General features: G+C 42.4%; 14 protein-coding genes. 12 read left to right on the top strand and 2 right to left on the bottom strand.

Going from position 1 to position 15432, the window contains the following annotated elements:
* Positions 1-10 precede the first annotated feature (10 nt).
* From ACQEXT_RS01875 to ACQEXT_RS01860, 4 genes are all read left to right on the top strand, one after another.
* Positions 11-715, top strand: coding sequence for a hypothetical protein (locus ACQEXT_RS01875; RefSeq protein ID WP_426950378.1), 705 nt, complete (start codon positions 11-13; stop codon positions 713-715).
* Positions 672-1796, top strand: coding sequence for a hypothetical protein (locus tag ACQEXT_RS01870; RefSeq protein WP_426950376.1), 1125 nt, complete (start codon positions 672-674; stop codon positions 1794-1796). The genes ACQEXT_RS01875 and ACQEXT_RS01870 overlap by 44 nt, the downstream gene beginning before the upstream one ends.
* Entirely contained in the window at positions 1793-2557 is a 765-nt protein-coding gene (locus ACQEXT_RS01865) for a LysM peptidoglycan-binding domain-containing protein (RefSeq protein WP_426950375.1), read from the top strand. Before ACQEXT_RS01870 ends, ACQEXT_RS01865 begins: the two co-directional genes overlap by 4 nt.
* Positions 2558-2990: 433 nt before the next feature.
* Positions 2991-3236, top strand: coding sequence for a hypothetical protein (locus tag ACQEXT_RS01860; protein WP_426950374.1), 246 nt, complete (start codon positions 2991-2993; stop codon positions 3234-3236).
* Positions 3237-3508: 272 nt separating this feature from the next.
* On the opposite strand, the gene ACQEXT_RS01855 is transcribed toward ACQEXT_RS01860, so the two are convergent.
* Positions 3509-4525 carry a helix-turn-helix domain-containing protein gene (locus ACQEXT_RS01855; RefSeq protein WP_426950373.1) on the bottom strand — a complete coding sequence of 339 codons (1017 nt, stop codon included), beginning with the start codon at positions 4523-4525 and terminating at the stop codon, positions 3509-3511.
* Positions 4526-4680: 155 nt separating this feature from the next.
* Positions 4681-5610 carry a helix-turn-helix domain-containing protein gene (locus ACQEXT_RS01850; protein WP_426950372.1) on the bottom strand — a complete coding sequence of 310 codons (930 nt, stop codon included), beginning with the start codon at positions 5608-5610 and terminating at the stop codon, positions 4681-4683.
* 236 nt (positions 5611-5846) lie between these two features.
* On the opposite strand from ACQEXT_RS01850, the gene ACQEXT_RS01845 reads away from it, so the two are divergent.
* The 8 genes from ACQEXT_RS01845 to ACQEXT_RS01810 all read left to right on the top strand — a co-directional run bounded on the left by ACQEXT_RS01845 (position 5847) and on the right by ACQEXT_RS01810 (position 15429).
* On the top strand, positions 5847-6608 hold the full coding sequence (locus ACQEXT_RS01845) for an EAL domain-containing protein (protein ID WP_426950371.1): 762 nt from the start codon (positions 5847-5849) through the stop codon (positions 6606-6608).
* A gap of 760 nt (positions 6609-7368) precedes the next feature.
* Positions 7369-9009: an ABC transporter substrate-binding protein gene (locus tag ACQEXT_RS01840; protein ID WP_426950369.1), complete on the top strand. Its 1641-nt coding sequence runs from the start codon at positions 7369-7371 to the stop codon at positions 9007-9009.
* A 71-nt stretch (positions 9010-9080) separates the two neighbouring features.
* On the top strand, positions 9081-10001 hold the full coding sequence (oppB, locus tag ACQEXT_RS01835) for an oligopeptide ABC transporter permease OppB (protein ID WP_331417280.1): 921 nt from the start codon (positions 9081-9083) through the stop codon (positions 9999-10001).
* Between the two features lie 15 nt (positions 10002-10016).
* A complete protein-coding gene (gene oppC / locus ACQEXT_RS01830) occupies positions 10017-10919 on the top strand; it encodes an oligopeptide ABC transporter permease OppC (protein WP_269375978.1) in 903 nt (300 codons plus the stop codon).
* A 29-nt stretch (positions 10920-10948) separates the two neighbouring features.
* Complete coding sequence (locus ACQEXT_RS01825; protein ID WP_240800956.1) at positions 10949-11920, top strand: ABC transporter ATP-binding protein; 972 nt, start codon at positions 10949-10951, stop codon at positions 11918-11920.
* Positions 11917-12912, top strand: coding sequence for a murein tripeptide/oligopeptide ABC transporter ATP binding protein OppF (gene oppF, locus ACQEXT_RS01820; RefSeq protein WP_331417282.1), 996 nt, complete (start codon positions 11917-11919; stop codon positions 12910-12912). Before ACQEXT_RS01825 ends, oppF begins: the two co-directional genes overlap by 4 nt.
* 178 nt (positions 12913-13090) lie before the next feature.
* A complete protein-coding gene (locus ACQEXT_RS01815; protein WP_426950368.1) occupies positions 13091-14035 on the top strand; it encodes a glutathione S-transferase family protein in 945 nt (314 codons plus the stop codon).
* A 119-nt stretch (positions 14036-14154) separates the two neighbouring features.
* Entirely contained in the window at positions 14155-15429 is a 1275-nt protein-coding gene (locus tag ACQEXT_RS01810; RefSeq protein WP_426950367.1) for an MgtC/SapB family protein, read from the top strand.
* The last annotated feature ends 3 nt before the right edge of the window (positions 15430-15432 follow it).

Genomic DNA, 15432 nt, shown 5'->3' with positions numbered 1-15432 from the left:
AGAGAAGATTATGAAATATACAATACTGACATCAATTTTATTGTTGATGAGTTCCATGAGTCATGCCTTTAGTATCGATAAAATGCTCTTGATATCAAGCGATGATGGTAATGGCGTCTTTACATTAACGAGTTCTAAAGGTGAGCCTGAATATATAAAAGGAAGCGTGAGTCAAGTTAAGGTTAATAATGGTGAACTAACAAAAATTGAGCTCACTAAAGATAATTTACCTCTGTGGGATTTAGCACTATTACCGAACAAATTAATCCTAAATCCGGGCGAACGTCGACGAGTTTCAGTTAAGAATTTATGTCAGGTCAACTGTGATAATTTAGAGAAAGATAAAGTATATCAAGTAACTTTTATACCTAGTGTTATTGATGGTGAGGAAAGCAAGAGCAGGATAGGTATTAACTATGGATATGCGCCTTATTATATTGTGCCTGCGGAGAACGCTAATGTTGATTACGACATCAAATATGATGGAAATGAGATACAGGTTGAAAATAAGGGTAATACCTTTTTCTATATGCAAATAGACAATTGCCGACCTGATTCGATCAGTAACCAATGTAAGCAAACAAACACAATATTAGCAGGCCGAAAGAAAACAATTAAGTTAGCCGACGGCCTAAAAAATGTCGATTCGTTATCCGTAAAGGTTGCCAACCATGACTACAGTTACAACAAAAAAATCACTATTCAAAAGAGGTAGTCTTCTTTTGTTAGTGCTGCTTACTGCCGTAAACACGAGTTTTGCAGCCGAGGTGTATGGAACGATTACAGCGAACAATCCGGTGGTATGGAACAATGCTGCGGCAAACAGCTATTTTGGTAGTGGAGCTATATCTCCATCGGCTTGGACGATAGCGCAAGAGCGAGCCACTGCAGAGTGGTATCCAGCAACAATGGATAACCAATCCACAAATACGATTAGTTTCGTCAATCATACGACAGGTGAAAGCTTTACCACTAGCTTGGAGTTACTAGGCGTTGAGTACAACTTAGGAAGTTCCGTAAGCTACTTTACAGCAAATGATTACGGTTCAAATGTCGGCGCGGGAGTTGCCAACGAATGTGCAGGTTCGAACACTGGTGGATCGATCGCGAGAGTCATTCAAGAACCTACGTTATGCGTTTCGCGAACGGGCTATAGATCAGTAAGTCGAGTCGAGCCTTTCAAATTCTTCCGTCCCGCTTTTTCGTTACCTGATATCAGCAACGACATATTTACTGCTCCCGTGGGGACTGGCACATATACCGCATCAATTAACATTTCTCCGACGTATTTTTTTACGAGCGAAACTGGCACGATGACTTATACCCGAGTTCCGGGGACTTTAATGATTACCATTGATTACCAAGCAGCAATTCTAGAATCATTAACAGTGTTAGGGTCAGGGGAAATTGAACCTAAGTATGACACTGCTACGAAAAGGATTTCAGGCTCAACGACGTATGATGTTGTGCTAGGCGGTACTCTACCGACGGGAGTCATTATGACGTTTAGTCCCACATCAGGTGATTATGAAATGATCAATGTGGAAAACTCGCTGGAGAAAATTCCCTATAGCATCACTTGTACGGTTGGGTGTGCGAGTGCCGATAAAGTCATTGTTCAAGATGGCCTAATGAATACCGCCTCATTCCCTGATTCAAAAGTAATCACGGTCGACGGAGTGGGCAGTAATCAGGTTAACGTTAAGTATGACATCAGTTTTGATATTGATGGTAACTCAATTAATTCGGGTCATTATCAAGGGTCGTTCAATGTTATATATGAGGTAAATCTGTGAGCCACTTATTTTTCACTTTCACTTTCACTTTCAGTTTTGTTGTATTGATCATTGGTTGTGGTTCAGTTGTTGCCGCAGAATCTGACTCACACCGTCTAGGTGTCGCAGTAAACTATGGCTATAATTTTGATGGAGATATGTATGACGACTCTCAATCGCTCCATCTATTTTATCAATATAACCGAGTTCAATTAAATCTTGGTGCCAAGCATTATCAGTTGGACAACAAGTCTGAAACTATTCCAGATCTCTCTCTATTGTATAGCATTCATGACGGCGACTTACTTGATTTAAAGCTGGGCGTTGGTCTTGAAGACAAGTATCCAACGGTAGAGTACATTGTTGAGTATTCGATTAATAACCACTTTGGTGCAACCATCGCTTTGAATCAGACATTGAACGAAGACTTTGGTCAAAATCAAAGGGAAGCCGTAGTGGGTCTCTCTTACTATTTCTATGACAGCAACAGAGCACATAAGCCAGCGGTCACTGAGCATCGTGCGAATTTTATACAGCCAACTGACGTTAAACTTAGTCCAGAAATAGAAGCGCAATCAGCACTGCAAGTAGAAGAGAAATCGGAAACGAAACTTATCAATACAACAGACGTTGCTAAAAAGCCAAATCTGCCTTACGTCGTGCAAGAGGGCGACTGGTTACATAAATTGCGTAGAAAGTTTGGATTTGATTTAGATGAAATCATTGAAAAAAATAACATAGAAAACCCAGATTTGATTTTCCCTGGGCAAGTATTAGAGTAGTTTATTAGCTTCCACCATAAAATTTCAAATATAGCAGTCATGGCAAGCTCAAGCGGGTCATGGCTGTTTTTTGTGCTCACCGCATAAATACAAGTTCCACCACTTACAACCTTTCTATATATTGTCTCTATTACCCTTATCCTTCTACTCTTTTCTACAGCATGATGGTTCGTTTTGTAGGTTCTAAGATTAGCTTCTCTCTTTCTCAAAGATAAATTATATCTAACGAACTTTAGAAGGAATCTGACATTGATAACTTTCATTACATCGGCCATTGGGATTGATCTTGTGAATTGAATTTTCATTCGTGCAATTAAATTATAACAGTGAATATATTACAGGGACATATTCACCCCGCAAACTAGGCATCCGACTTTATTTTCTCTGCAAATAAGCTAAGATCAATGTGTAACTAATTACATGTGAGGTGTTTATGAAAGTGGTGCCAAAAATGGTTCTGGCTTTGGTTTCTTTAATGGCTTTTTCGGGCCTTACTTACGCATCCTCAGCAGATGTAACCTTCTCTGGAATAGTGGGAGGGGATATACGTGCTATCTATAGTACGCTTCAGGCAGCAGAATATCGTGAAGACTCAGGTCTAGTTTGGTTGAATGGTGACAGTATTGAGGTTAATACGTATTCTTTTGGAAATGCTGTAGTGCGCGAGATGGTTCTGTAGAAGTGTACTTTGTCGTCATGAAGGACTAGGCATATATGAAGCCTCGGGTATGTTGCTGCTAATATAATCCGTGCCAGTAGGGGTATCATTTCCTGATTAGAGGATGTGATTACTTATTGGAGGCAGGAATGCATGACAACAACGTAGGGTGTGTTTCTAGAAATGAAATCGTACAGCTTTGTTACAACCGGCTAAACCAAGCTGGCCTCAGTCCGTCGGATTTGTCATCCGATGGGCTGAGGTTATTGGTTTGGTGTGCGATTAGGGATAGATTAGCAGCAGCCGCTCGAAGAGACTGAGCATGGGTTTTGACAGTCTTTGCATTGGGTTAGCAAATTAAGAAACTCTGGCTGGGCGAATAATTGAGCAGTTTCTATATGCATAATTGCACGAGAATAACTGTTCTTACCTATTTTGATTGCTCCGGTTGGTGTCTTCTCTTCATACGCAACGACAGAAAATCCCATCTTTTCTAAAACGTCTACTGAGCTTTTTACCACAACAGCTGCGTAATAGTCAGTGATATTTGCTCGTTGAGAAAGATATTTGAACTCTCGATGAAGCTGTAAGCGAAATGGTCGTTCGAACAGCGAATGTTGACTCAGTGCATAGTAGACAAACTTTTTATTAGGTGTATAGGGTATTGTCTTTCTTAAATCGATTTCGTTTATTGACTTGGTGTTTAGATTTATAATTTCTGATTCAAATGATTTATGGGTAAATATTGCACCTATATTATGACCAATTAAATCATTGCTAGCGGTGTTCACATACTTGTATGCAAGTATTCTATTGTCGGCACAGTAATCTAATAGGTCGATTTTTTGTAACCCATGCATAACATGCTCTGATGATGTTTGGCTATGGAACCTATAGATGTCATCGACCGCTTTTTGGTCATGCTGACTATAGATAGGGCATTCGCATATTAAATTATGAGGTTGAGTCAGTAATTTATTATAACTTGCACGGTTGACTAGTGAATTTAAGCTTCTGTATTTTTGTTCCAGAATGAGGTCGAATTGGTCTATTCGATCTTTTGTCCGGTTTAATGACTTTTGTTCACGGCTCAGATCTGACAAGTATTGCTCTAGGTTGTTTGTGAACTCTCTAAGGACTCGAATGCTACGGGCGATAGTAGGCTTTGTCATTCCTCTTTCCCAGCGGCTGAAAGTTACGGGATCAATATTTGTCAAATCTCCGCCAAGTAAATTTAATTTAGTTGCCGCTTGCACTTGAGTAAGGCCAGCTTCAAGCCGATATTTTTTAAGATACATTCCAAATAACATAATGACTTTCCCCAATATAATTATAAGGGATGTGATTATTATGTTAGTTACTTTGTATTTTTAGGCATTGTGAAAATGCTATAAAGCAAATTTGCCTATATGTCATTAAACATATCCATCGGCTTGATTGGTTGCTACTGCTTGCATTCGTAATCTCAATTGATTGTCTTTATTAAAGTTATTATTTCAGGTCTAGATAATAATTTATCACTATCAATACCATAGAGGCAGCGCTCGAAACGTTTGTTTCCAATTTTAACTCCGCCAAATTTTGATTCCACATCAACTGCAACTTTTTCAAATCCTAGTTTTTCCATAAATGAATTGAAGTTTGGAAGAACATTGAAAAAATAGTAGCGATGAACGTTTGAATGTTTAATCAAGTTACGGAATTGTGAGGCAAGTATATACCTGAATACCTCATAATTTGCTGAGTATCGATTGTAGTTACATCCAGCCATTCTAGAGGTTTCTTTGTAACTGAGGGAGTGCGTCAGGTCTATGGTGAACGCTTTACCTTGGATGGTACGCTCGAAATAATCTAGAGGGAAAAGGAAACTAATGGAATGTCCCATCAGCTGCTCATCCTCATTTGAGACAAATTTTTTGCATACTGCACGTTTATTCTTCTGGTATTCGAACAGGTTTACATCGAGTAGGTGAGGAGGCGTATAGCCCAATTGATCGTAAAATACCTTTAAGTTATTCCACACTTCGTCACTGTCATTCATGAGCAAAGGTCGCTCGATTAACTGGGTTGGGTCGGGTTGGTCCGTTGATTCATAGCTGGAGGATGAAAGCTTAGATAAATGAGAGTGGAATCTTATTTGTGCAATCTCATTAAACATTTCATGTTCATCGGGGTTAGGTAGTAAGTCGTAGAAGTCGCTGAGGTCTAGCTTTAAACAGCGAAGGATTCTTATGCATTTCGATAGTGAAGGTGTCGTTTTTCCTCTTTCCCATCGGCTAAGAGTGACTCCGTCAAGTGAAAGGAACTCCTCGTCAGCAAGGTTGAGCTTTGTGACAAGCTCGGTTTGAGTCAATCCCAACTGTTCTCTAGTTTGTTTTAAATACTCTCCAAACATATTCAATCCATTGAAAAACTTCCAGATTTGTAAGTCTAGATGGAAAGAAGGGTGTTCGTCTAACTAATTTATTCGATTGTGTATGTGGCTTTGACCTTGAACTGAATCTTTAGTGCGTAGCTCTCGCGCTTAACGAGCGTTTCAACTAGGCATTGGTTATGAGGTTAATTTTTGACGTGCCAATCTAAATGAGTTCTTTGTTGATTAGAGTAGTGGCCTTGAAAAGAGGCGCCATTATGCAAACATCGACAAAAATTCCATATGTAGAAATGCTCATCAATGATATAAACCAGCAAGCATTTTACCCAGTATTTCAACCAATCATTGATACTGATGGCGAGACTGGTGTCGAGGTGCTTGTACGTTGGAATAATGAGCACCATATCGGAAAGTCGATCCAATGTTTGACCCAGCATGGGCATATTGCATGGTTTACTCGCCAGTTATGTAAAAAGGTAGCAAACGAGTTAGCTACCCAACCTACGAAGCTAACTTTCGTGTCTGTTAATGTGGCACCAAGTCACTTACTGCAATTGACATTTGTTCGAGATATTTATCCTCTTTGGCAAGCTTGTGAAAAACTTGGAATCGCTTTATGGCTTGAACTTACTGAAGGCGAGGCTTATCCGACTGGACTAGAGGAAAAGCGTCTGGTTTCTCAGCTTGGTGTGTGTCGTGGATTGGGTATGAAGATTGCGCTTGATGATTATGGTTGCGGATTTAATGTAGGTGAGGCAGTGCTTTCACTCGTACGACCTAGTGTTCTTAAGTTAGATCGCACACTACTAAAGAATAAATGCGAAGATTCCATGTTATGGGCAAGACTAAGATTCTTAGCTCGTAAATACAAAATAGACCTTCTGGCAGAAGGTATTGAAAATTCTGAGGATATGCGATTTTGTCATCGACAAGGTATCCGTTATTACCAAGGGTACTTTGTTGGACGTCCATGTCGCTTATCAGATGTGGCCGATCATCAAGAATTAAAGTTTGGGTAAATGGTTTAAGCGATGAAATGTGTGAATGCTTACTTTTCTCAGTGAAGCTCATTGAGTACTGATATTAAGCACAAAGAACAAATAGATGAGTTAATGTCATCATTAGGTCGGTTTATTGTTGAGTTTCTCATCTTTGTGCCTCGCCCCATAACTCCAACACTACTATTACTCTTCGCCTCCAGTGGCTATTCGGTTAATGACTTGAATGGCAATAATCAGACTAACCTTACAAAAAAACATAAAGAAATCGCCACTCGCAATTGATATAAATATTTATTGTTTGATGGTTCGCCGTGAGTGACGTCTTATCTTAAGCGCTTAGACTTAAGTAAAGTATAGAGAGGTGACTGGTTTCACAGAACGCAATTTTTCCAAAGGCAAATGTAGCTATTTGTTATCTAGATTGCATTACTTTTGTAAAATTTTCCGCACAATATATAGCATAAGATGCTAAAAAAGCTTCTTATTAGATAATTTGGCACTTCAATCTGCTTGGGAGAGAATTTTTATTTTATTCAACTAAGGAATTCTTGATACCTAGAGATTCTTACCAATTTATTGACGTAATCGGGTGTATATACGACTTTTTGCTACATTTTTATGGCAAATTACTTCAATGATTGCTAATGTGTGCCGCAATCTTTGTATTATTTTAGATTTTTATGCTTAATTTTTGAGCTAAACAGTTCTAAATCACTGGCCGTTCTAGTGAGATACAAAGAAGTCATGGATGCAATACATAAAACTCGGAGTTTAATGCATGTACAAGAATAAAATCACACAAGCCCTACTTCTAGGCGCTGGTTTGGCAGTGGCTGCCACTTCTACTACTACACTTGCAGCAGATGTTCCTGCTGGCACTCAACTAGCTAAAGTTCAAGAACTGGTCCGTGGTAACGGTACTGAAGTTGCGTCTCTTGACCCGCATAAAGTTGAAGGTGTTCCAGAGTCACACGTTCTACGCGACTTAATGGAAGGGCTAGTGATTCAAGATGGTCCAGGTAACACAATCCCTGGCGCAGCTGAGTCTTGGACTACAGAAGACAACCAAACTTTCACTTTCAAAATCCGTAAAGACGCTAAATGGTCTAACGGTGACCCAGTAACTGCGTACGATTTCGAATACAGCTTCAAGCGCGCAGCAGATCCAGCGACAGCATCACCATACGCTTGGTACATCGAATATACAAAGATGAAGAATGCTAAAGACATTATTGCTGGCAAAAAAGACGTAAGCGAGCTTGGTGTTAAAGCTGTTGACGATCACACTCTAGTACTAGAAACCGAAGTACCACTACCTTACTTTGTTAAGATGATGGCACATACAACAATGTACCCAGTTCACAAGGCAACTGTTGAAAAATTCGGTAGCGATTGGACTAAACCAGGTAACTTCGTTGGTAACGGTGCATTCGTACTTGCTGACTGGGTTGTGAACGAGAAAATCGTACTTGAGCGCAACACAAATTACTGGGACAACAAAGACACAGTCATTGATAAGGTAACTTTCCTACCTATCGAAAACCAAAACGCGGAAATGAACCGCTTCCTATCTGGTGAAATTCACCTAACATACGAAGTGCCAAACGAGCAATTCCGTCGTCTATCTAAAGATTACCCAGAGAACGTTGTTGTTTCTCCAAACCTATGTACTTACTACTACGGTTTCAACACTCAACGCCCTCCATTTGACGATGTACGCGTACGTAAGGCACTGTCTTACACGATCGATCGTGACATCATCACTAACGCAATTCTTGGTCAAGGCCAGAAGCCAGCATTCGCGCTGACTCACAGCGGTATCACAGGTTTCTCTCCTGAAGCGCCTGAGTACGCATCTCTATCTCAAAAAGAGCGTATAGAGAAAGCGAAAGAGCTTCTAGCAGAAGCAGGCTTTGGTCAGGGTAAACCACTAGACTTCACACTTCTTTACAACACTTCAGAGAACCACAAGAAGATCGCTGTAGCGGTACAATCTATGTGGAAGAAATCTCTAGGTGGTTTCGTAAACGTGAAACTTGAAAACCAAGAGTGGAAAACGTACCTAGACAGCAGCAAGCAAGGCAACTTTGACGTTCGTCGTGCGGGCTGGTGTGCTGACTACAACGAAGCATCTACTTTCCTAGCAATCGCTATGACTGAGAATGGTTCAAACGATCAGAAATACTCTAGCGCTGTTTTTGACAAAGCGATGAACGACGCTGTAAACGTAGCGAAAACGGATGAAGAACGTAACGCGTTCTATGCAATTGCTGAAGCTCAGCTTGCGCAAGACATGCCAATCGCTCCGATTTACCAGTACGTTCAGCCTCGCCTAGTGAGCACAGTGGTAGGCGGCTATCCTGATCAGAACCCTCAGGACAATATCTACTCAAAAGATATGTACATTATTAAAAAATAGTAATTTGAAGTAGATAAGAATGCGCCCATAGCCTGCGCTATGGGTGCATTTTTTTAGATGTGAGATGCATTATGTTGAAGTTAATTTTTACTCGTATTGTGGAAGCAATTCCGACCTTACTTGTCCTAATAACCGTTTCTTTTTTCCTTATGCGTTTTGCTCCAGGTAACCCTTTTTCATCAGAAAAGACTTTGCCACCTGAAGTAATGCAAAACATCAATGAGAAATATGGTCTAGACAAGCCTTTATTTGAACAATACACCACCTATTTAGGCAATATTTTGCAAGGTGATTTTGGCCCTTCATTCAAATACAAAGACTACACCGTTAATGAGTTAGTCGCTGAAGCATTACCAGTTTCAGCTAAAGTGGGCTTTTACGCGTTTATTTTTACCGTGATCGTCGGTGTGGCGGTCGGTACACTGGCTGCGCTGAAACAGAATACTTGGCTTGACTATTCGGTCATGTCCACGTCCATGATAGGGGTGGTGTTACCCTCCTTCGTATTTGCTCCTGTTCTGATTTATATCTTTTCGATCGGCTTAGGCTGGTTCCCAGCGGGCGGTTGGAACGGTGGTGCGATTGAGTACATGGTACTTCCAGTGTTAGGTATGTCATTCCTGTACATTGCGACCTTTGCTCGTATCACTCGTGGTTCAATGATTGAAACTCTCAACAGTAACTTTATCCGTACAGCACGAGCTAAGGGCTTGAGCTACCGTTACATTGTTCTTAAGCATGCGCTGAAACCTGCGCTGCTACCTGTAGTTTCTTACATGGGTCCTGCATTCGTAGGTATCATTACTGGTTCTGTTGTTATCGAAACGATCTTTGGTCTGCCAGGTATCGGTAAGCTATTCGTTAACGCAGCATTTAACCGTGACTACTCGCTAGTAATGGGAATTACCATCCTAATTGGTTTCCTATTCATCTTGTTCAACGCTGTTGTTGATATTTTACTAGCGTTAATCGACCCGAAAATCCGTTACTAACAGGGAAGTATCGTTATGTTAACGAAAAAAGAGAATCTAGAAGCGATCGAAAAATTCTCAGAGAATCTTGAGATTGAAGGTCGCAGTTTATGGCAGGACGCGCGAATCCGCTTTATGCGTAACAAAGCGGCTATGGTGAGTCTTTTCATCCTATTTATCATGACATTGGCGGTGATTTTCTTGCCAATGATCGCGCCATACACGTTCGATGATACGGATTGGTATGCGATGCACGTTGGGCCAAGCGCGGAACACTGGTTTGGTACTGATAGCTTAGGTCGTGACCTATATGTTCGTACCCTTATTGGTGGTCGTATCTCGTTAATGGTTGGTGTACTAGGCGCACTTGTCGCTGTACTTATTGGTACACTTTACGGCGCGGCATCTGGCTTCATTGGCGGCAAAGTAGACCGTCTGATGATGCGTGTACTAGAGATCCTATACGCGGTTCCATTTATGTTCCTAGTTATCGTACTAGTTACGTTCTTTGGTCGTAATATCATCCTTATCTTCGTAGCGATTGGTGCTATTGCATGGTTGGATATGGCGCGTATCGTACGTGGTCAGACTCTAAGCTTGCGTAGTAAAGAGTTTATTGAAGCTGCCCATGTTTGTGGTGTGAGCAAGTGGAAAATCATCACTCGCCATATCGTACCAAACGTATTGGGTATTGTAGCGGTTTACTCAACGCTGCTTATTCCTAGCATGATTCTAACGGAGTCATTCTTATCATTCCTTGGTCTTGGTGTTCAGGAGCCAATGACAAGTTGGGGCGCACTACTTCAAGAAGGGGCACAGACAATGGAAATTGCTATCTGGCAACTTTCATTCCCAGCAGCCTTTATGGTCGTGACTCTATTCTGCTTCAACTATGTTGGTGATGGTCTGCGTGACGCGCTTGACCCGAAAGACCGCTAATTAAAAGTATAAAGATTAAGGAAGCAATGATGAGTCTATTAGATGTCAAAGACTTGCGTGTCGAATTCACCACTCAAGATGGTATCGTCACCGCAGTAAACGATTTGAACTTCTCTCTCAAGCAAGGTGAAACACTTGGTATTGTAGGGGAGTCTGGTTCAGGTAAATCTCAAACTGTATTCGCAATCATGGGACTGTTAGCTAAAAACGGTATCATCTCAGGTAGCGCTAAGTTTGAAGGTAACGAAATCCTTAACCTACCAGAAGCTGCTCTGAACAAGGTGCGTGCAGAGCAGATTGCAATGATTTTCCAAGACCCAATGACCTCACTTAACCCATACATGAAGGTAAGTGAACAGTTGATGGAAGTTCTGATGCTGCACAAAGGCATGGGCAGAGCAGAAGCGTTCGAAGAGTCTGTACGCATGCTAGAAGCGGTGAAAATTCCCGAAGCTCGTAAGCGTATTACTATGTACCCGCATGAGTTTTCTGGCGGTATGCGTCAGCGTGTAATGATCGCGATGGCACTACTATGTCGTCCGAAGCTGCTTATCGCCGATGAACCAACAACGGCATTGGACGTGACTGTTCAAGCGCAGATCATGGATCTATTGAACGAGTTGAAGCGTGAGTTCAACACGGCAATCATCATGATCACCCACGACCTAGGTGTTGTCGCAGGTTCATGTGACAAAGTACTCGTTATGTATGCAGGTCGTACCATGGAGTATGGGTCAGTCGACGAAATCTTCTACAACCCAAGTCATCCTTACGCTGAAGGTCTACTTAAAGCGATTCCTCGTCTTGATACTGAAGGCGAAATTTTGCCAACAATTCCAGGCAATCCACCGAACTTGCTTCGTTTGCCACCTGGCTGTCCTTATCAGGAGCGTTGCCACCGTGTAACAGATCGTTGTAAGAGCGAAACGCCAATCCTAACTCCGTTTGGAGATGGGCGTCAGCGCGCATGTTTTTCTGATTGGGAGGCTTGGAACAAATGAGTTTAGAGAACAAATCGTTATTGTTGGACGTAAAGAACCTAAAAGTTCACTTTAACATTGCTGCCAAGTCAGCATGGCCATGGGCTAAGCCTGCTAACCTTAAAGCGGTAGATGGCGTAAACGTTCGTCTATACGAAGGTGAAACGCTTGGCGTAGTAGGGGAATCAGGCTGTGGTAAGTCGACCTTCGCACGTGCAATCATCGGCTTAGTCGAAGCGACCGACGGTGATGTAATGTGGCTTGGTCAAGACTTGACTAAGATGAAAGAAGTGCAGCGCCGTGAAACTCGTAAAGAGATTCAGATGATTTTCCAAGACCCACTCGCGTCTTTGAATCCACGTATGACGGTTGGCGATATCATTGCGGAACCTTTAGAAACGTTCTACCCAGAGCTATCTAAGCTAGAAGTGAAAGATCGTGTAAAAGAAATGATGGCTAAAGTCGGTCTACTACCGAACGTTATCAACCGTTACCCACACGAATTTTCTGGTGGTCAATGTCAGCGTATCGGTATTGCCCGTGCACTGATCCTAAAACCTAAGATGATCATCTGTGATGAACCTGTATCGGCGCTAGACGTATCGATTCAGGCGCAGGTCGTTAACTTGCTTAAAGAGCTTCAGAAAGAACTTGGACTTTCGCTGGTATTCATCGCTCACGACTTGTCAGTTGTAAAACACATTTCCGATCGTGTGCTGGTTATGTATTTAGGTAACGCAGTAGAGCTTGGTGAGTCTGACGCTTTGTTTGCAGATCCTAAGCATCCATATACTCGCGCACTTATGTCTGCGGTACCAATCCCAGATCCTAAGCTAGAGCGAGCTAAGCACATTGAAATGCTTGAAGGTGATTTACCATCGCCAATCAATCCACCTTCTGGCTGTGTTTTCCGTACTCGTTGCCCACAGGCAACCGATGCGTGTGCGAAGACTAAACCAACGATTGAAGGTACCGATGTTCACGCTGTTTCGTGTTTACACGTAAGCGTATAACTCGCTTTGTCACTATTAACGCGGCGTCCTAGAGGACGCCGCGTTTTTTTGTGCCTGACCTACTCATCAACCAACTAATTCAAATAATTTGAACAACTAAACCAAGACTGCCTAATTAATCTTATCGAGGTTTCTTTTTATACTGAACTCATCAACATATTGGCGTTAGGAGTGGAAGATGGGCAAACTAGTCGAAGGCGTGTGGCACGATGTTTGGTATGACACCAAATCAAACAACGGCAAATTTGTACGCGAAGATGCGGGTTTTAGAAACTGGATAAAAAACCGACCCGATGCGCAGTTTCAACCAGAGTCTGGTCGCTACCACCTATTTGTCTCTCTTGCCTGTCCTTGGGCACATAGAACCCTTATCTTTCGCAAGCTCAAAGGTCTAGAAGAGCATATCGATTTAACCATTGTCTGCCCAGACATGATGTCTGAAGGCTGGCAAATGGGACTGCCGGAGCCACTTTTCGGTCATACTCGCCTGCATCAAATTTACACCCAAGCGAAAGCAGATTACACAGGGCGAGTGACGGTGCCTGTGCTGTGGGACAAGAAGCACAACACCATCGTTAGCAATGAGTCTTCAGAAATCATCCGAATGTTTAACTCAGAATTTAACCACATTACTGGCAATATGGATGACTACTACCCAGAGCACGAGCGAGCGTTAATTGACGAGTGGAATGCTTATATTTATCCAAACGTGAACAATGGTGTCTACCGATGTGGATTCGCGACAACGCAAGATGCGTACGAAGAAGCGTATGAAGGTTTGTTTGCCTCACTAGATAGGCTGGATGCCCACTTAGCCAATCATCGCTATTTAACGGGATCTAAAATTACGGAGGCAGACTGGCGTTTATTTACGACTTTGATCCGTTTTGATGCGGTTTATGTCGGCCACTTCAAATGCAATAAACAACGTATCGCGGACTATCCAAATCTTAACGGATATCTCAAGGAGCTATATCAGATTCCAGGTATTAAGGAAACCACAGACTTCTACCATATTAAGAGACATTACTACTACAGCCACACTGGGATTAACCCAACTCAAGTTGTGCCAAAAGGCCCCAAACTGGATTTAGACACGCCTCACGGCAGGGATAAAAGTTAACGACTCAGCAAAAACGCCACACAAGTGGCGTTTTTTTCAGTTTTATACGGCGAGTCACGATTTTAGCCGCCAAATTGCGTAATCTTATGATAGTAAAGCCAAAGTTTGAGGACTGAGGGATGGATATCAACGGACTAGTCAACGGCGAACACCTGATGTGGAATCTTTTTGTTTCCTTGTTACTCGGTGCGATTGTCGGTACTCAGCGTGGTTGGGTAATGCGTAACAGTGTTGAGGGCAGTCGGGTTGCAGGTATCCGTACTTTCTCATTGGTCGGCCTTCTCGGTGGGCTTACGGCAATTTTGGCGAAGCTCTATTCGCCATTACTGATTGGCTTTGCGTTGATCGCTTTAGTCGTCTTGGCTTGTATCGCGTTCGTTGTTCAACAAAAAAAGAACGCCGACGTGAGCATCACTGGCGTGGTGAGTCTACTGGTCACGTTTGTGCTAGGCATACTCGCTGTATCCGGTGAAGCTGTGCTGGCAGCCGCATCTGCTGTGGTGACGGCGGTCGTTTTGGATAACAAAAGAGAGTTGCACCAAGCGCTACAGCGACTTAAAGAGTATGAATTGGATGCGGGATTACGCTTATTGCTAATTTCCATCGTGATGTTACCTTTGCTGCCGAATGAAACCTACGGCCCTTGGAATGCGCTCAATCCCTATGAAATATGGTGGATGGTGGTACTGATTGCCAGTATCTCATTTGTTGGTTATTTCGCGATAAAAATCGGTGGCGCGAAACGAGGTATTTTGTTTACCTCGGTGTTTGCGGGTTTAAGTTCTTCGACTGCGCTTACACTCCAGTTTTCTCATCTATCACGTGAACAACCAAGTATAAGTCCTCTGCTTGCGAGTGGCATTTTGCTCAGTTGTGGAACTATGTTCCCGCGTCTCTTAATTGTACTTTCCGTGATTAATCCTCAGCTAGTTACCTTGCTATGGCCAATTGTCATCGCCATGATGATCGCGCTCTATCTGCCAGCATGGTGGGTTTGGCGTAAAAGTGGCGTTAACAATATTGAACCTTCAAACAAGCAAGCCAATCCCCTTGCTCTGCAATCAGCGTTGTTTTTTGGTGTCATATTGGCGGTGATCATGTTGCTATCTCAAGCACTATTGCAATGGTTCGGTGATACCGGCGTTCTACTACTCTCCGCTTTATCGGGTATCACAGATGTTGACGCAATATCCTTGGCTTTAAGTCGTCAGAGTAACGATACCCTGAGTGTTACAACCGCTATGCTAGGCATCATTATTGCCGCTTCGGTCAATACGGTGGTCAAAATGGGTATGGTGGTGGCTATCGGCGATAGACGGCTGTGGATTAGGGTTGCGCCCATTATGGTCGGGTGCGTTGCGACTGGTGGTGCGATGTACTTAGCGATGTATTGAGCG

Source organism: Vibrio sp. TRT 29B02 (assembly GCF_050113655.1).
Taxonomy (GTDB): Bacteria; Pseudomonadota; Gammaproteobacteria; order Enterobacterales; family Vibrionaceae; genus Vibrio.
The sequence above is the reverse complement of the archived record's forward strand: the minus strand, read 5'-3'. Positions and strand labels throughout refer to the sequence as shown.